Origin of the sequence: Acrocarpospora pleiomorpha (assembly GCF_009687885.1) — a bacterium.
Lineage (GTDB): Bacteria > Actinomycetota > Actinomycetes > Streptosporangiales > Streptosporangiaceae > Acrocarpospora > Acrocarpospora pleiomorpha.
In genome coordinates this window covers 1-16,067 of sequence record NZ_BLAF01000097.1, presented here as the reverse complement: position 1 = coordinate 16,067, position 16,067 = coordinate 1, and the positions used below count along the sequence as shown (strand labels likewise).

General features: G+C 70.5%; 19 protein-coding genes. 14 read left to right on the top strand and 5 right to left on the bottom strand.

Translation table 11 applies throughout. The features are described from left to right. The first annotated feature begins 26 nt into the window (after positions 1-26). Genes ribD through Aple_RS47920 form a run of 6 tightly spaced genes read left to right on the top strand, consistent with a single transcriptional unit; the run spans position 27 to position 4,534 of the window. The gene (gene ribD / locus Aple_RS47945; protein WP_246265485.1) at positions 27-1,121 is read left to right on the top strand and encodes a bifunctional diaminohydroxyphosphoribosylaminopyrimidine deaminase/5-amino-6-(5-phosphoribosylamino)uracil reductase RibD; all 1,095 of its coding nucleotides are present in this window, start codon (positions 27-29) and stop codon (positions 1,119-1,121) included. Then, positions 1,102-1,692 (top strand): riboflavin synthase, encoded by a 591-nt coding sequence (locus tag Aple_RS47940; protein ID WP_155351464.1) that lies wholly within the window; start codon positions 1,102-1,104, stop codon positions 1,690-1,692. The genes ribD and Aple_RS47940 overlap by 20 nt, the downstream gene beginning before the upstream one ends. Further along, a complete protein-coding gene (locus Aple_RS47935) occupies positions 1,689-2,342 on the top strand; it encodes a nicotinamide mononucleotide transporter family protein (RefSeq protein ID WP_155351463.1) in 654 nt (217 codons plus the stop codon). The genes Aple_RS47940 and Aple_RS47935 overlap by 4 nt, the downstream gene beginning before the upstream one ends. Beyond that, on the top strand, positions 2,339-3,553 hold the full coding sequence (locus Aple_RS47930) for a bifunctional 3,4-dihydroxy-2-butanone-4-phosphate synthase/GTP cyclohydrolase II (protein WP_155351462.1): 1,215 nt from the start codon (positions 2,339-2,341) through the stop codon (positions 3,551-3,553). Before Aple_RS47935 ends, Aple_RS47930 begins: the two co-directional genes overlap by 4 nt. Before the next feature lie 13 nt (positions 3,554-3,566). Continuing rightward, a complete protein-coding gene (gene ribH, locus Aple_RS47925) occupies positions 3,567-4,037 on the top strand; it encodes a 6,7-dimethyl-8-ribityllumazine synthase (protein WP_155351461.1) in 471 nt (156 codons plus the stop codon). Positions 4,038-4,087: 50 nt separating this feature from the next. Continuing rightward, positions 4,088-4,534 (top strand): PH domain-containing protein, encoded by a 447-nt coding sequence (locus tag Aple_RS47920; protein WP_308805555.1) that lies wholly within the window; start codon positions 4,088-4,090, stop codon positions 4,532-4,534. 58 nt (positions 4,535-4,592) lie between these two features. Here Aple_RS47920 and Aple_RS47915 read toward each other — a convergent pair whose 3' ends face one another. From Aple_RS47915 to Aple_RS47905, 3 genes are read right to left on the bottom strand one after another with little or no spacing between them, the layout of a single operon-like run. Then, positions 4,593-5,021, bottom strand: coding sequence for a BRCT domain-containing protein (locus Aple_RS47915; protein WP_155351460.1), 429 nt, complete (start codon positions 5,019-5,021; stop codon positions 4,593-4,595). Continuing rightward, positions 5,018-5,293 (bottom strand): hypothetical protein, encoded by a 276-nt coding sequence (locus Aple_RS47910; protein ID WP_155351459.1) that lies wholly within the window; start codon positions 5,291-5,293, stop codon positions 5,018-5,020. Before Aple_RS47910 ends, Aple_RS47915 begins: the two co-directional genes overlap by 4 nt. Before the next feature lie 27 nt (positions 5,294-5,320). Then, complete coding sequence (locus Aple_RS47905; protein ID WP_155351458.1) at positions 5,321-5,911, bottom strand: HD domain-containing protein; 591 nt, start codon at positions 5,909-5,911, stop codon at positions 5,321-5,323. Positions 5,912-5,946: 35 nt separating this feature from the next. Between Aple_RS47905 and Aple_RS47900 the strand changes: the two genes are divergently transcribed. The 4 genes from Aple_RS47900 to Aple_RS47885 are packed head-to-tail and all read left to right on the top strand — an operon-like array spanning position 5,947 to position 9,633. Further along, complete coding sequence (locus Aple_RS47900; protein WP_444978891.1) at positions 5,947-6,837, top strand: AAA family ATPase; 891 nt, start codon at positions 5,947-5,949, stop codon at positions 6,835-6,837. Continuing rightward, entirely contained in the window at positions 6,830-7,933 is a 1,104-nt protein-coding gene (locus tag Aple_RS47895; protein ID WP_155351457.1) for a vWA domain-containing protein, read from the top strand. The genes Aple_RS47900 and Aple_RS47895 overlap by 8 nt, the downstream gene beginning before the upstream one ends. Then, positions 7,926-9,020: an XdhC family protein gene (locus tag Aple_RS47890; RefSeq protein ID WP_155351456.1), complete on the top strand. Its 1,095-nt coding sequence runs from the start codon at positions 7,926-7,928 to the stop codon at positions 9,018-9,020. Before Aple_RS47895 ends, Aple_RS47890 begins: the two co-directional genes overlap by 8 nt. 4 nt (positions 9,021-9,024) lie before the next feature. Further along, positions 9,025-9,633 carry a nucleotidyltransferase family protein gene (locus Aple_RS47885; protein ID WP_246265482.1) on the top strand — a complete coding sequence of 203 codons (609 nt, stop codon included), beginning with the start codon at positions 9,025-9,027 and terminating at the stop codon, positions 9,631-9,633. 216 nt (positions 9,634-9,849) lie between these two features. Here Aple_RS47885 and Aple_RS47880 read toward each other — a convergent pair whose 3' ends face one another. Continuing rightward, entirely contained in the window at positions 9,850-10,737 is an 888-nt protein-coding gene (locus Aple_RS47880; RefSeq protein ID WP_246265478.1) for an endonuclease/exonuclease/phosphatase family protein, read from the bottom strand. A gap of 139 nt (positions 10,738-10,876) precedes the next feature. On the opposite strand from Aple_RS47880, the gene Aple_RS47875 reads away from it, so the two are divergent. Beyond that, positions 10,877-11,911 (top strand): LLM class F420-dependent oxidoreductase, encoded by a 1,035-nt coding sequence (locus Aple_RS47875; RefSeq protein WP_155351455.1) that lies wholly within the window; start codon positions 10,877-10,879, stop codon positions 11,909-11,911. On the opposite strand, the gene Aple_RS47870 is transcribed toward Aple_RS47875, so the two are convergent. After that, a complete protein-coding gene (locus Aple_RS47870) occupies positions 11,889-13,694 on the bottom strand; it encodes a glycoside hydrolase family 9 protein (RefSeq protein WP_155351454.1) in 1,806 nt (601 codons plus the stop codon). The two genes, Aple_RS47875 and Aple_RS47870, sit on opposite strands and share 23 nt — an antisense overlap. Positions 13,695-13,848: 154 nt before the next feature. Between Aple_RS47870 and Aple_RS47865 the strand changes: the two genes are divergently transcribed. The 3 genes from Aple_RS47865 to nusB are packed head-to-tail and all read left to right on the top strand — an operon-like array spanning position 13,849 to position 15,871. Beyond that, positions 13,849-14,874 carry an aminopeptidase P family protein gene (locus tag Aple_RS47865; RefSeq protein WP_155351453.1) on the top strand — a complete coding sequence of 342 codons (1,026 nt, stop codon included), beginning with the start codon at positions 13,849-13,851 and terminating at the stop codon, positions 14,872-14,874. A 26-nt stretch (positions 14,875-14,900) separates the two neighbouring features. Next, complete coding sequence (gene efp, locus Aple_RS47860) at positions 14,901-15,461, top strand: elongation factor P (protein ID WP_155351452.1); 561 nt, start codon at positions 14,901-14,903, stop codon at positions 15,459-15,461. Then, on the top strand, positions 15,461-15,871 hold the full coding sequence (nusB, locus tag Aple_RS47855) for a transcription antitermination factor NusB (protein ID WP_155351451.1): 411 nt from the start codon (positions 15,461-15,463) through the stop codon (positions 15,869-15,871). Before efp ends, nusB begins: the two co-directional genes overlap by 1 nt. Positions 15,872-16,067: the final 196 nt, after the last annotated feature.

Genomic DNA, 16,067 nt, shown 5'->3' with positions numbered 1-16,067 from the left:
GTGACACAGGTGAGGAGAGGACCGGGGTGGCCGATCAGCCGGACATCGCCCACATGCGGCGTGCCGTCGCGCTCGCTTCGCGCGGGCTGGGGACGACCAGCCCGAATCCCGTGGTCGGGTGCGTGATCCTCGACGCGGACGGCGAACCGGCCGGGGAGGGATTCCACGAGTACGCCGGCGGCCCGCACGCCGAGGTGAACGCGCTGCGCGCGGCCGGGGAGCGGGCCAGAGGCGGCACCGCGTACGTGACACTCGAACCCTGCGACCACACCGGGCGGACCGGGCCGTGCAGTCTCGCCTTGATCGAGGCGGGCGTGGCGCGGGTGGTCATCGCCGTGGACGATCCCAATCCGGTGGCCTCGGGGGGCGCCGAGCGGCTCCGGCGGCAGGGGATCCGGGTGGACACCGGGGTGCTGACCGAGGCGGCCGAAGAGGGCAACGCGGCCTGGCTGACCTTCGTGCGGCGGCGCAGGCCGTACGTGACGTGGAAGTTCGCGGCGACGCTGGACGGGCGGTCGGCGGCCGAGGACGGGACCAGCAAGTGGATCACCTCGGCGGAGGCGCGGGCCGACGTGCACCGGCTGCGGGGCGAGCAGGACGCGATCCTGGCCGGGATCGGCACGGTGCTCGCGGACGATCCCCAGCTCACCGTGCGGCCGCCGCGGGGGAGACCCCCGCTCCGGGTGGTTCTGGACAGCGAGGGGCGGACGCCGCCGGGCGCCCGGGTATTGGACGCGGCCGCGCCGACGTTGATCGCGGTGGCGGCGGGAACCGAGGTGGCCCACGCCGACGTGGTCCGCCTGGCCAGGACCCCGGACGGGATCGATCTCGACGGCCTGCTGGCCGAGCTCTACCGCAGGCAGGTGGTGAGCCTGCTGGTGGAGGGCGGGCCGGTGGTGGCGGGCTCGTTCCTGCGGGCCGGGCTGGTCGACCGGGTGGTCGGCTACCTGGCCCCGGCACTGCTGGGCTCGGGGGCGGCGGCCCTCGGACCGGCCGGAGTCACCACCATCACCGACACCCATCGCCTGATATTTCACGAAATTTCCCCTATTGGGCCGGACCTTCGCTTCATCGCCCGGCCGGCACCTCCGAAGGAGACAGATGTTCACCGGAATCGTTGAGGAGCTCGGCGAGGTCGTGCACGTCGGGCACCTGCACGACGCCGCCCGCCTGGCCGTACACGGCAAGATCGTCACTGTCGGCGCGCGGCACGGAGAGTCGATCGCCGTCAACGGCGTCTGCCTGACCGTGGTGGACGTGGACGGCGAGGTGTTCACCGCCGACGTCATGAAGGAGACCCTGAACCGCTCCTGCCTGGGCGTGCTCCAGCGGGGCTCCCGGGTCAACCTGGAACGCGCGGTCCGCGCCGACCAGCGGATGGGCGGCCACATCGTGCAGGGCCACGTGGACGGCACCGGCGTCATCCTCACCCGCGAACCCGCGCAGCACTGGGAGATCGTCCGGCTGTCCCTGCCCAAGGACTTAAACCGCTACGTGGTCGAGAAGGGCTCCATCACCGTCGACGGGGTCAGCCTCACCGTGGCCGCCGTCGACGAGCAGAGCTTCGCCGTCAGCCTCATCCCGACCACGCTCGGCCTCACCACGCTCGGCCTCAAGCAGCCGGGCGACCCGGTCAACCTGGAGGTCGACATCATCGCCAAGTACGTCGAGAAGCTGGTGACCCGGTCATGAACTGGGCCGAAGCGGGCTTCGACCTGCTGGGCACCCGGGTCCTGTGGACCGACCTGATCGGCAACGTGGCCGCGCTGGCCACCGTCCTGCTGGCCATCCGGCGGTCCATCTGGACCTGGCCGGTCCAGCTCACCGCCTCGGTGTTACTGCTGGTCGCCTCCATCAACGCGCACATCACCGGCAACGCGCTCAAGCAGGTCATGTTCGGCGCGCTCGCGATCTACGGCTGGATCCGCTGGAGCCAGGGCACCCGCGACGGCCAGGAGCTGGCCGTGCGCCCCGCCACCGGCCCCGAGCGGGCCGCCATGATCGTCGCGATGGTCGCCGGCACCGCCGCCGTGGGCGTGCTGTTCTTCACGACCGGGCTGTCCTGGGGCGCGCACGCGCCGCTGCCCGAGGGGTACTTCCTGGTCGCCGCCGACGCGTACATCTTCGTCGGCAGCGCCGTCGCCACCTGGGCGCAGGGACGCGCGCTGGTGGACTTCTGGCTCATCTGGGTCGCGGTGGACCTGGTCGGCGTGCCGCTGGCCTTCCGCTCCGGCCTCGTCGTCTCCGGGACCGTGTACGGGATCTTCTTCCTGCTGGTCCTCGTCGGGTTCGTGAACTGGCTCAAGCAATATCGGTCAAGGGGAGTAGTGGTGGCGATATGACCATCAGGCTGGATCCGATCGAACGCGCGATCGCGGACATCCGCGACGGCAAACCGGTCGTGGTCGTCGACAACGAGAACAGGGAGAACGAGGGCGACCTCATCTTCGCCGGCTCCAAGGCCACGCCGGAGCTGCTGGCCTTCACCATCCGGCACAGCAGCGGGGTGATCTGCGTGGCCGTGCCGGGGCCCGACCTGGACCGGCTCAGGCTGCCGCTGATGGTGCAGGACAACCGGGAACGGCTGCGCACCGCGTACACGATCAGCGTGGACGCCAGGGACGGCGTCAGCACCGGCATCTCCGCCGCCGACCGGGCCCGCACGATCCGCGCCCTCTGCGACTCCGCCACCGAACCCTACGAGCTCGTCCGCCCCGGGCACATCTTCCCGCTGCGGTATCGCGAGGGCGGCGTCCTGGCCCGCCCCGGCCACACCGAGGCCGCCGTGGACCTGGCCCGCCTGGCCGGGCTCACCCCCGCCGGCGCCCTCGCCGAGGTCGTCAACGACGACGGCACCATGGCCCGGCTGCCCCGGCTCCGCGAGTTCGCCGACGAGCACGACCTCGCCCTGGTCTCCATCGAGCAGCTCATCGAGCACCGTCGCCGCACCGAGCGCATGGTCACCCGGGTCGCCGAGACGTCCATCCCCAACCGGTACGGCACCTGGCGCGCGTACGGCTACACCAGCTCTCTGGACGGCGGCGAGCACCTGGCCCTGGTCCTCGGCGAGGGCCTGGAGGAGAACGTCCTGGTCCGGGCCCACTCCGAATGCCTCACCGGCGACGTGCTGGGCTCGCTGCGCTGCGACTGCGGCGTGCAGCTCGAGCACGCCATGGAGGCTATCGCCGCCGAGGGCCGCGGCGTGATCGTCTACCTGCGCGGCCACGAGGGCCGGGGCATCGGCCTGGTCGCCAAGCTCCGCGCCTACAGCCTGCAGGACAACGGCAGCGACACCGTCGACGCCAACCTGGAACTGGGCCTGCCGGTCGACGCGCGCGAGTTCTCCAACGCCGGGCAGATCCTGGGCGATCTGGGCGTGAAGTCGGTCCGGCTGCTCACCAACAATCCCGCCAAGCTGCGCGGCATGGACGGCTACGGCATCAAGGTGCTGGGGCGGGAGCCGATGCCGGTGGCGGTCAATCCGTACAACCAGAGCTACCTGGCGGCCAAGCGCGACCGCCTGGGTCACGACATTCCTGGAGATAAGCGATGAGTGGAGAGCAGTGATGAGTGGAGTAGGACGCCCCGAGCCGGCCCCCGTCGAGGCGGACGGCCTGACCGTCGGCATCGTCGCCGCCCGCTGGCACGAGAAGATCACCGACCAGCTGGTCGCCCGCGCCGTCCAGGCCGCCAAGGACTGCGGCGCCACCCCCGTGGTGGTCCGGGTGGCAGGCTCCCTGGAGATCCCCGTCATCGCCCAGGCCCTGGCCCGCCGCCACGACGCCGTCGTCGCCCTCGGCGCCGTGATCCGCGGGAAGACCGCCCACTTCGACTACGTCTGCGACTCGGTCACCGCCGGTCTGACCAGGATCGCCCTGGACGAATCCACCCCCGTCGGCAACGGCGTCCTCACCTGCGACAGCCTGCACCAGGCCATCGACAGATCCGGCCTCCCCGGCAGCCACGAGGACAAAGGCTACGAAGCCACCGTCGCCGCCCTCGAAACCGCCGTCCTCCTCCGCGCCCTGACCCCGTGATCTAGTACGGTTCAGGGGTCTCGCTCCGACTCACCTGGTGACCCTCAATCGTGCCCGAACCCCTGCCCACCCTCCCTCTCATCTGGCGCCCCCGCCGTTCCCGTCACGTCGCGTACAGCTTGGCGGCGCTCATGGTCGCGGGCTCCCTGATCATGGCGGTCGTCCTTCCGGAACAGTTCAAGGCCCCGGACCGGATCGGCATGGTCGCCTTCTTCGCCGCGATCGCCTGGGTCCTGCACCTGATCGGCAGAATCCGGGTGGTCGCGGACGAGAAGGGCGTCACGGTCGTGAACGTGCTCCGGACCCACCGGTACGAGTGGGCCGAGGTCCTCGACGTCACCCTCGCCGACGCCGACCCTTGGCCCAGACTCGACCTCGCCGACGGCACGGTGATCGGCGCCATGGGCATCCAGGGTTCCGAGAAGATCCGCGCCGCCCGGGCGGTGGCCGAACTCCGCATCCTCCTCAAGGCCAAAGGCGAAGCCCCCGAAGCCTGAGACACCGGCCCAGGCCAGCGAACACGACTGTGCCGCGCTCACGGTCTGAGGATGGGATCTAGCCCTCGGGATCTCTGATCTCGATGATGTGAAGGGGCTCGTCCAGACGGGTTGAGGCGTCAACCCACCGGGCGGCGTCCATCGTCAGGATGGGGCAGACCGAGATGTCCGCGATCGCGGCCGTGTGTGCCTCGTACACCTCCAGCCCTGTGGTCACCACGACCTCGGCCAGAAGTTCGGCTTGCTCGGTGTCCCGCAGCGGCGCGACGGTCACGTACTCCAGCGAGGCCAGCCCGTCCATGGCGTCGGCAGCCTCTTCGGTGTGGGTGTCCACCAGCGCTCGCGTGATCGCCAGAGCGGATACCACCATCGGCTGGCTGTCGGCGTCGTAGCCCTGGATGAGGCTGATCGTGCCGATCTCACCGCGCGCGAGTTCGTGCAGCACGGTCGAGTCCAGGATCAGGGGGACAGGTGTGAAGTCGGTCAACGCTGCCCACGCTCCTGGAAGGCGCGCAGTTGCTCGTCGATGTGAGCGCGGGTCCTGGCTACTCGTGCGGCGGTGGAGGGATCGGCCGCGGCCGCGGCCGCCTTGGTCTGCCACCAGCGCCGGGCCCGCCGACTGCGGTGGGCGTGCTCGGCCAGGGCATCGTTGAACGCGGCGGACACCGAGGCGGCCTTCCCGGCTTCGACCAGCTGCTCGGCGTAGGCGGCCAGATAAGGATCCACGGTGATGGTGATCCGCGTCTTCTTCTCGCTCATACCCAGATCATACTCGTGTACAGATCCTCAGATCCCCAGGAATGCCAGTTCACGCGCGAGGTTCTTCGTCGCTTGTTCGGTCCAGAGTGATTGGGCGGTCGGAGTATGGAATAAGGGCCCTTTGGCAAGAAGACGGGTGAGGACTTCGGCTCTGCCGGTTTTGAAGAGGTCGGTGGGCACGTGGTGGTATTCCTGCCGGATGGCGTGGCTGTAGCGGTCGTACGCGGCGGGGGGAGCACCCAGGATGGAGAGGTCGGCGTCGCACAGGACGGCGGCGTCGCGGTCGCCCGGGATGTGGGTGGCGGTGACGCGGACCAGGCGGGCGACCTCGGCGGCGCGGGGGTAGCCGCAGGCGGTGAGGCGGGTGTGGGCCAGTTGGGCGCTGCGTTCCTCGTCGAGGCCGGGGCGGCCTTCGTAGACGGCGTCGTGGAACCAGGCGGCCAGCCGTACGGCGAGGAGGTCGTCGGCGTGGGCGGCGAGGGTGTCGATCGCGGTGAGGACGGCGTGCAGGTGGGCGCGGGTGTGGTAGCGGCGGTGGGGTTCTGACCACCGGGCTTCCAGTTCGGCGAGCAGGGCGGTGGCGGCGGGGGAGCCGGGGAGGCCCAGCGGATTGTCCACGAGGAAAAGGTAGCCGGTGGGCGTAGCCTGAGGGCGTGTGGGAGCGAGCGGGCAGAGCGGCTGATATCGATTCTCCGGCGGCGCTGGTGCGGCGGATGGGGGAGCAGGATTACCTCGCCGATGAAGGGCTGGGGACGGCGGCGTTTCTGGCGTTGAAGATGGGGCGGCCGCTGTTCCTGGAGGGGGAGGCGGGGGTCGGGAAGACGGAGCTGGCCAAGACGTTGTCGGCGGTGCTGGACGCGCCGTTGATCCGGTTGCAGTGTTATGAGGGGCTGGACGCGGCGCAGGCGCTGTACGACTGGGATTTCGCCCGGCAGCTTCTGCATCTGAAGGCGGCCGAGGCGGTGGGCGCGGGGGATGTCAGGGCGCTCGAAGGGGAGATCTACGACCGGCGGTTCCTGATCGCGCGGCCGTTGCTGCGGGCGCTGGAGGTGCAGCCCGCGGTGCTGCTGGTGGACGAGGTGGACCGGGCGGACGACGAGTTCGAGGCGTTCCTGCTGGAGGTCCTGTCGGATTTCACGATCTCGATTCCGGAGTTGGGGACGATCGCGGCGGCCGCGCCGCCGGTGGTGGTGGTGACCTCGAACCGGACGCGGGAGGTGCACGACGCGCTGAAGCGGCGGTGCCTGTATCACTGGCTGGAGCATCCGGGGTTCGATCGGGAGGTGGCGATCCTGCTGCGCCGCCTGCCGGCCTGCACGGAGACGCTGGCGGGGCAGGTCGCGCACGCCGCCGCCCGGCTGCGGGAGGCCGATCTGGTCAAGCCGCCGGGGATCGCGGAGACCCTGGACTGGGCGGAGGCGATGCTCACCCTGGGGGCGACCGATCTCAATCCCGATCTCGCCGCCGCAACGCTCGGCGCGGTCCTGAAATATCGGGAGGATCAGCAGTTCGTCGTGAAAAATGGGCTTTTGCGTGATGGTTGAGCCGCGGGCCCGGCTGGTGTCGGTGCTGGTGGGGTTCGCGCGGACCCTGCGGGCGGCGGGGGTCGGGGCCGATCACGAGCGGACGCGGAATTTCCTGAGCGCGCTCGAGCACCTCGATTCGGCGCGGGAGAGTGACGTGTACTGGGCGGGGCGGCTGACGCTGTGCGCGGGGCCGGATGATCTGCCCAGGTATGACCGCTGCTTCGCCGCGTACTTCGCGGGGGTACGGGCAGGTCCGGCCCGATCCCAGCTGACGGTGACCGTGACCCGGTTCACCGCTACGCCCTCGGCTGACGCGGGCGCCTCGGAGGGCGAGCCGAACGTGCTGCCCGCCACGGCCAGCGCGGTCGAGGTGCTGCGCAACCGGGACATCGCCCGGATGACCGCCGCCGAGCGCGACGAGGTGCACCGCATGCTCGCGCTGCTCCGTACGGCCAGGGAGCTGCGCAGCTCACGGCGGCTGGTGCCGTCCCAGGCCGGGATCCTGGACGCGCGCAGGACGACGCGGCACGCGATCAGGAGCGGCGGTGAGCCGTCCCGGCTGTACTACCGGGATCGGCGGCTGAAGCCGCGGCGGGTGGTCATGGTGGCCGACGTCAGCGGGTCGATGGCCGCGTACGCGGATTCGCTGCTGCGGTTCGCGCACGCGCTGGTGCGGTCCGAGCCGCGGGCGACCGAGGTGTTCAGCGTGGGGACGCGGCTGACCAGGATCACCGCTGAGCTGCGGCATCGGGATCCGGCCGTGGCCATGGACGCGGCGTCGAAGGCGATTCCGGACTGGAGCGGCGGGACCAGGCTGGGGGAGGAGCTCCGGGAGCTGCTCAGGCTCGCCGACGCGCGCGGGGCGATCGTGGTGATCGCCTCCGACGGGTGGGAACGTGGGGATCCGGGGCTGCTGGCGGCGCAGATGGCGCGGCTGGCGCGGATGGCCTATCGGGTCATCTGGGTTAATCCCCATAAAGGGGATCCGGGGTATCAGCCGTTGACGGCGGGTATGCGGGCCGCGCTCCCGTTCGTGGACGAGCTGGTGGCGGGGCATAGTCTGGCTGCTTTCGAGGAGCTGGCGGGCCGGCTGGGAGGGTTGCGACGTGCGTGATGTGCTTTCGCAGATCGTGCGATGGTGGGAGGCCGGGGAGCGGTTCGGCCTGGCCACGGTGGTCGGCACCTTCCGGAGCGCGCCCCGGCCGCCGGGCGCGGCCATGGCGGTGCTGGCGGCCGAGGCGGTCGGCAGCGTGTCGGGCGGCTGCGTCGAAGGCGCGGTGTACGAGCTGGCCCAGGACGTGGTGGCCTCCGGACGGCCGGTCCTGCAGCGGTACGGCGTGAGCGACGACGACGCCTTCTCCGTCGGGCTGACCTGCGGCGGGATCATCGACGTGTTCGTGGAGCCGGTGTCGCGGGCGGAGTATCCGCAGCTCGGGGAGATCGCCACGTCGATCGAGAAGCGGCAGCCGGTGGCGGTGGCGACCATACTGTCCGGTCCCGGCAAGGCGGGCGCCCGCCGGGTGATCTGGCCGGATCGCGGTTCCGGCACGCTCGGGTCGTCCCGGCTGGACGACGCGGTCGACGACGACGTGCGCGGCATGCTGGCCCAGGGGCTCACCGGCATCCGCAGGTACGGCGCGCACGGCGAGCGCCGCCTCGACGATCTGCAGGTGTTCGTGCAGTCGTTCGCGCCCGCGCCCCGCATGCTGGTGTTCGGAGCGATCGACTTCGCCGCGTCGGTGGCGCGGATCGGCAAGTTCCTGGGTTACTACGTGGTGGTCTGCGACGCCCGCCCGGTGTTCGCCACCGGCAAACGTTTCCCGGACGCCGACGAGGTCGTGGTCAAATGGCCGCACGACTACCTGACCGCCACGAACGTGGACGAACGCACGGTCATCTGCGTGCTCACCCACGACCCCAAGTTCGACGTCCCGCTGCTTGAGGTCGCGTTGCGCACCCCCGCCGCGTATGTGGGCGCGATGGGGTCCCGCCGCACCCATGAGGATCGGCTGGTACGGCTTCGCGAGGCCGGCCTCACCCCGGACGAGTTGGCCCGGCTGCGTTCACCCATCGGGCTGGACCTGGGGGCGCGTACCCCTGAGGAGACCGCGGTCTCGATCGCCGCCGAGCTGATCCAGTTGCGCTGGGGCGGCTCGGGGCTTCCGCTGACCGGCACGGAGGGCCGCATCCACGGTGACTGACACGGTGACTGACACGGTGACTGATCACGACAGCTCCATCACCGGGATCCTCCTCGCCGCCGGAGCCGGACGGCGGTTAGGGACGCCCAAGGCGCTGGTCGAGTTCGCGGGGGAACGTCTCGTCGATCGCGGCGTACGGCTCCTGGAGGGCGGGGGATGCCATCCGGTCGTGGTCGTCCTGGGGGCGGCGCTCGCGCCGGTGCGCGGAGCGGTGACCGTGCTGAACCCGGACTGGGAGACGGGCATGGCCTCCTCCCTCCGCGTCGGCCTCGCGGCGATGCCCGATTCGGCGGAGGCGGTGGTGATCGCCCTGGTCGACCAGCCCCTCATCCGCCCGGAGGCGATCAAACGCTTGATCAGCGCCTACCGGAAAGGCGCGGCGATCGCCGTGGCGACATATCACGGCAAACCGCGAAATCCCGTGATCGTTGGCCGTGAATACGTCCATGACCTGACGGAATCGCTCCACGGTGACGCGGGAGCCCGCCCATTCCTGCGCGCCCATCCCGAATTGGTGACCGAGATCCCGTGCGACGACGCCGGCGACCCCGCGGACATCGACGAGGCGGCCGATCTGGCGGCCCTCAGCGCTAGGGAGCGCCCGGCGGAATGATCGGGTTGCTCGCCGTTATCCGGCGCCGTTTACCCAGGTGATGCTTCTCGCCGCACCGGCGCCAAGAGGGGCCAGCGGCATTGGGGTCGTGAGCCAGACCGATACAAGCATCAATAGAAGCCGCGCATGGCGGTGGTCGAGGGGCCGCGTGTGGCTGGGGTCGAAGGGCCGCGCATGGCGGCGGTCGAGGGGCCGCGTGTGGCTGGGGTCGTGGGATTAGAAGCGCAGGGTGGCTACGGCGGCGCGGTGGTCGCTGCCGGCGGCCTCTTCTACGGTGGCGGTGGTGGCGGTCATGCCTCGGTAGAGGATGTGGTCGGGGCGGGTGATGGGGAATCTGGCGGGCCAGGTGAAGCCGAAGCCCTGGCCGGCTTGTTCCTGGGCGTCGGTGAGCGGGGGGACGAGGTCCTCGCGGTGGCGGTCGGTGGTGGCGGTGTTGAGGTCGCCCAGGAGGAGTAAGCGTTCGCTCTCGTCTTCGGCGATGAGCTTTCCGGCGGCTTCGAGGGTCTCGTCGCGGGATTCGGTTTCGCCGGGGCGGGCGGAGGCGAGGTGCATGACGTAGACGGTGACCTCGCCTTTGGGGGATTTGGTGACGGCGCGCAGGGCGCGGGCCCAGCCGAGGCCGATGTCCACCTTGCGGGCGCCCTCCAGGGGGTAACGGCTCCACAGGCCGACCGTGCCGACCTGGTAGTGATGCGGATACCGGTTGTTGAGCTCCTTGGCGGCCGGGCCGCCGGGGGTCAGTTCCTGCAGGGCGACCAGGTCGCGTCCTTCGGAGACCGTGCGCACCGCCGTACCGGACAGGCTGTTGGTGACGCCCACGTTCAGGGTGGCCACCGACAGGTCGCTGGGGCCGCCGGGCGGGCTGCGCAGCAGGCCGGGGCCGAACAGCACGCCCCACACGACGGCGGGCACGAGCGTGGCCACGATGGCGGGAACGGAACGGGAGGCCAGCGCGGCGGCCAGGAGCAGCGGGACGCCCAGGCCGACCCAGGGCAGCACGCTCTCCAGGACGGGGGTGAAGCCGCCGAGTTCGGGCAGCAGCCGATGGCCCGCGAGCACCGCGGCGAGCACGGCCGCGAGCGCCATGACCGCGCGTCTGAGCAAGATCACTCCCTTGGGCTGCGGGCACCAGTCTATTGACCGGAGACCCGTCCGCGGACCGCCTCTTCAGCGGGCCACGCGCTCATGTACCCTCGGAATGCCGAAGAAACCGAACAACATTCGGTCGAGGAAGGACTGCGATATGCGGATCGGGATGGCCTTGAGCTACTCCGGGGGCTTCAAGGAGACCGTGGCCGAGCTGGCCGACTACGAGAAGGCCGGTCTGGACATCGTCTTCGTCGCCGAGGCCTACAGCTTCGACGCGGTCAGCCAGATGGGGTACATCGCGGCCAAGACCGAGACGTTGCAGATCGCGTCGGGGATCCTGCCGATCTACTCGCGGACGCCCACGCTGCTGGCCATGACGGCGGCGGGCCTGGACTACGTCTCCGACGGGCGGTTCACGCTCGGGCTCGGGGCGTCGGGGCCGCAGGTCATCGAGGGGTTCCACGGGGTGCCGTACACCGCGCCGCTGGCCCGGACGCGGGAGATCATCGAGATCTGCCGGAAGGTGTGGCGGCGGGAAAAGCTGGAGCACCAGGGTAAGCACTACTCGATGCCGCTGGAGGGGACCAAGCTCGGCAAGCCGTTGAAGCTGATCAACCACCCGGTCCGCGACCGTATCCCGATCGTGGTGGCCGCCATCGGCCCGCAGAACGTGGAGCTCGCCGCCGAGCTGGCCGAGGGCTGGGAGCCGATCTTCTACCTGCCGGAGAAGGCCGCCGACGTCTGGGGGCCCTCGCTGGCCGCGGGCAAGGCCAGGCGCGCGCCCGAACTCGGCGAGCTCGACGTGATCGCCCAGGCCACCCTCGCCATCGGCGACGATGTCGGCGGCCTGCTGGAGTTCGGCCGCCCGATGGCGGCCCTCTACATCGGCGGCATGGGCGCCAAGGGCAAGAACTTCTACAACGACCTGGCCCGCCGGTACGGCTACGAGAAGGAGGCCGAGCGGATCCAGGACCTCTACCTGGACGGCAAGAAGGACGAGGCCGCCGCCCTGGTCCCGCACGAGCTGCTGGAGAACATGTCCCTGATCGGCCCGGAGGGCTTCGTCCGGGACCGGATCCAGGCCATGCGCGAGTCCGGCGTCACCACGATCAACGTGACCCCGGCCGGCGCCACCCACGCCGACCGGGTCGCCCTGATCGAGAAGATCAAGGAGTTGACGTCAGAGTGAGCGCGTAGAGGGCGATGGCCGCGAAGTCGTCGGCGGGCTCCGAGGCCTGCCACGACCGCACGTCGTCCACGTAACGCGCGCCCCGGCCGGTGAACTCCTCGTAGCGGTCCACCCCGTCCGGCGGGCAGTGGACCATCTCGTCGAAGTGGCCGCCCAGGCCGTCGGCGAACAGGTCGGCGCTGTTCGGGCCGTTGACCACCGCGCCGGTCAGCATCGGGTGCCGCCCGTCGGCGCGGCCCTTGAGGTTGGCGACCTGGTGGTGCGGGCAGCGTTCGGCGTTCTCGCCCACCCCGACCATGAACGAGACGCCCCACGGGTTCGCGCCGAACGCCCAGCCGCGCTGCCGGGCGCCGAACGCGTCGTAGGCCGGATCGCCGGACACCGAACGGTAGAGCCGCGCGGTGGCCGCCAGGCCGAACGCGTGCGGCACCGCGTCGAACTGGGCGTAGTCGGCGCCCGCCTGGAACGGGTCCGGGGTGGCCCTGGCGACGCCGATCTCCAGCTGGGCCTTCAGGTCGGCGATCAGGTCCTGCTCGCCGACGGCCAGGCCCCGGGTGTCGCCGAAGGCGCGCAGGGCGAGGATGAGGTCGCGGTGGGCCAGGGCGCTCACGTCGTAGAGGTTGAGGGTGTCGCCGCCCGCCTCGTGGGCCAGGTACTCCCCGGCCCAGTGCGCGGCCTGCTCCAGCCAGGCCCCGGCGCGGTGGTCGCCGAGCCGTTTGGCGGCCAGGGCGAGCTGGGCGCCGCCGAGTTCCATGTCGTCCCGCCAGGCGGATTCTGGGTAGAACGCGAACGGGAGCGAGGTCGTCAGCCGGCCGACGTTCGTGGTCTTGGCCTGGGCGTAGAGAGTGGCGGCCTTGCCGAGCAGGTCGCGGGCGAGCTTGCGGTCCGGTTCCACCTGGGCGGCCAGCGCGAAGGCCGCGGCCGTGCGGCCCGCCAGGTTGGGGCTGATCTTCGCGCCGGGCGCGGCGGCCCGGAAGACCGGGCGGTTGCGGATGTACTGCCGGCCTTCCCCGGTGTCGTGGTCGTCGGCCTCCGGCAGCCGCCACACGTCGTGGTCGCCCGCGAAGGTCCCCTCCTCGTTGCCCGCGCCGATGCCGACCTGGATGTACAGCGTCCTGGACTTCTCGTCCCACATCTTGTCCAGCCAGCGCAGGCCGTGCCGCGCCTCGGCGGTGACCCCGCTGGCCAGCGGCCCGCCGTCGCGTTTGGCGGCCCACATCAGGGTGTCCACGTAGGCCAGGATGTGGGTGAACTTGAGGTAGTCCCCGGCGTCGAACCAGCCGCCCTCGACGTCCACCCGGCCGCCGATCCTGGTGAGCTCGCCCTGGATCACGTCGGTGTCGGGGCCGGTGAAGGTCGGCCATTCGTACACGGTGGCGGCGCGGTCGTTGAGGTGGCTCGGGCGGCGGCCCAGCTCTCCGGGGCGTACGTCGGCGCCGTCCCGCTGGGCGGCGAAGAAAGCGAGCGCCTTGGCTGCGGGCACGGCGAACTGGGCGGCGGGGGCGATCCGGAACTCGGGCGAGGTCAGGCCGCCCGCCTTGATCTTGTACGAACCCGGGCGTTCCACGGCGGACAAGTCGAGCGGGTAGACGTGCGGATATTTCGTGTTCCAGGTGCCGCGGTCCGCGCCTGGGGTTCCGGTCAGGACGGTACGCCCCTGGGCGTCGACGACGGTGAAACGTACAGCCGTCCCGGAGGTCATCAGGTAGGCGTGCTTGCTCTCCGCGGGGGTGAAGCCGACCTGGTCCACCCGGATGAAGCCGGTCGTTTTCGCATCGGCCATGGCTGGACTCGTCGTGAGAGCGGCGGCCAGCGTGAGAGCCAGCGCCGGTCGGGATAGGGAACGCACAGACAAACTCCGCCCTATAGTTAGGAAAGATTCCTAACGTTGTAGCCCGCCTCGCGAGGCTGGTCAAGATATCCCGTAAATTCGGGACATGACCTACGTGGAACGGCGGCTCCGGCTGGCCTCCTCGCTCGATGTGCCCGCCCTGCTCGTCACCCGTCCCGTCAACGTGCGCTACCTCACCGGCCTGGCCAGCAGTAACGCCGCCGTCCTGGTCCGGCAGGACGGGACCGCCGCCTTGGCCACCGACTCCCGCTACATCCAGACCGCCCGCCAATGCCCCGACCTGGAGGTGATCGAGGCCCGCGACGTGGCCGCGGCGCTGCTGACCCCCGGCGCCGCCGTGGAGGGCCACGACATGACGGTGGACGACTATCGCCGCCTGGGTGGCGACATGCCCGTCCTGAGCGGCCAGGTCGAAGAGCTGCGCACGGTCAAGGACGAGACCGAACTCGACGCCCTCCGCCACGCCTGCGCCCTCACCGACGAGGTCTTCGCCGACGTCGCCGGGCGGATCGCGCCTGGCCGTACCGAACGCGAGATCGCCCGGATGCTGGAGTTCCGGATGCTGGAACTGGGCGCGGACAAACCCGCCTTCGACTCGATCGTGGCGGCGGGGCCCAACGGCGCCATCCCGCATCACGCGCCCGGCGACCGCCCGGTCCAGCGCGGTGACCTGATCACCATGGACTTCGGCGCGCTCTACCGGGGTTACCACGCCGACATGACCAGGACCGTCGCCCTCGGCGAGCCCGCCGGCTGGCAGCGCGAGCTGTACGACCTGGTCCGCGCGGCGCAGCGGGCCGGGCGCGAAGCCGTACGGGCCGGGGCCAGCGCGCACGACATCGACGCCGCGGCCCGGGATCTGATCGCGGACGCCGGGCACGCGGAGCACTTCGAGCACGGGCTCGGGCACGGGGTCGGCCTGGAGATCCACGAGCTTCCGTTCCTCGGCCCCGACAGGACCGGTAGACTAAAGGATCGAGTTCCGATCACCGTCGAGCCCGGGGTCTACCTGCCGGGCAGGGGCGGTGTGCGCATCGAGGACACGCTGGTGACGCGTGCCGACGGGCCGGAGCTGCTCACACTCACGACCAAGGAGCTGCTCGTTCTCTAGGGTGGCCCGCAAGCTGGAGAATCCACGTGGCGACGACGAACGACCTCAAGAACGGACTGGTGCTGAAGCTCGACGGCGGTGACCTGTGGACCGTCGTGGAATTCCAGCACGTCAAGCCCGGTAAGGGCGGCGCGTTCGTCCGTACCAAGCTGAAGAACGTGATGTCCGGCAAGGTGGTGGACAAGACCTTCAACGCCGGCGTCAAGGTGGACGTGGCGACCGTGGACAAGCGCGAGATGCAATTCTCGTACATGGACGGCGCCGAGTTCGTGTTCATGGACACCGAGACCTACGACATGCTCAACGTCTCCCGGGCCTCGGTCGGCGACGCCGCCAACTACCTGCTGGAGAACATGACCGCCACGGTGGCGATCAACGAGGGCAACGTGCTCTACGTGGATCTGCCCGCGGCGGTCGAGCTGCTCGTGGCCGAGACCGAGCCCGGGCTGCAGGGCGACCGGTCCACCGGTGGCACCAAGCCCGCCACGCTGGAGACCGGCGCCGAGATCAAGGTGCCGCTGTTCATCACGACCGGCGAGAAGGTCAAGGTCGACACCCGCACCGGCGACTACCTCGGCCGCGCTTGATGTCAGCTCGGGGGAAGGCCCGCAGGCGCGCCCTGGACATCCTCTTCGAGGCCGAGGCCAGGGACCGCAGCCCGCTCGACGTGCTGGCCGAGCGGATCGAGCGGGCCGAACCACCGGTGAACGAATACACGGTCACCCTGGTCGAGGGGGTGACCCGGCATCTCGGCCGGATCGACGAGCTGATCTCGACGTACGCCGAGGGGTGGAGCATGGAACGCATGCCCGCCGTGGACCGCAACGTGCTGCGGGGCGGCACCTACGAGATGTTGTGGTCGTCCGAGGTGCCCGAGGGCGTCGTGATCAGCGAATGGGTGCACTTGGCGGGCGAACTCTCCACCGATGAGTCTCCCCAGTTCGTCAACGGCATCCTGGCCCGCTTCAAACAACTGAAGCCCTCCTTGGTGCTCTGACCGGGGGAACGGTGGTTCTCCCACCCACCCTCCCTTTGTTTCCCCCCGGGCTCCGCCCGGCCCCGCCATCGCCGTGGTTGCCGGACGAAACGACAGCCACGGCGGGGCGGCTCTCCCACCCGCCCTGCCTGGTTCGTCTCTTGGGTTCTGTTCGGCCTCGTCGTCGTGGTTGTTGGGCGGAACGATAGCTACGGCC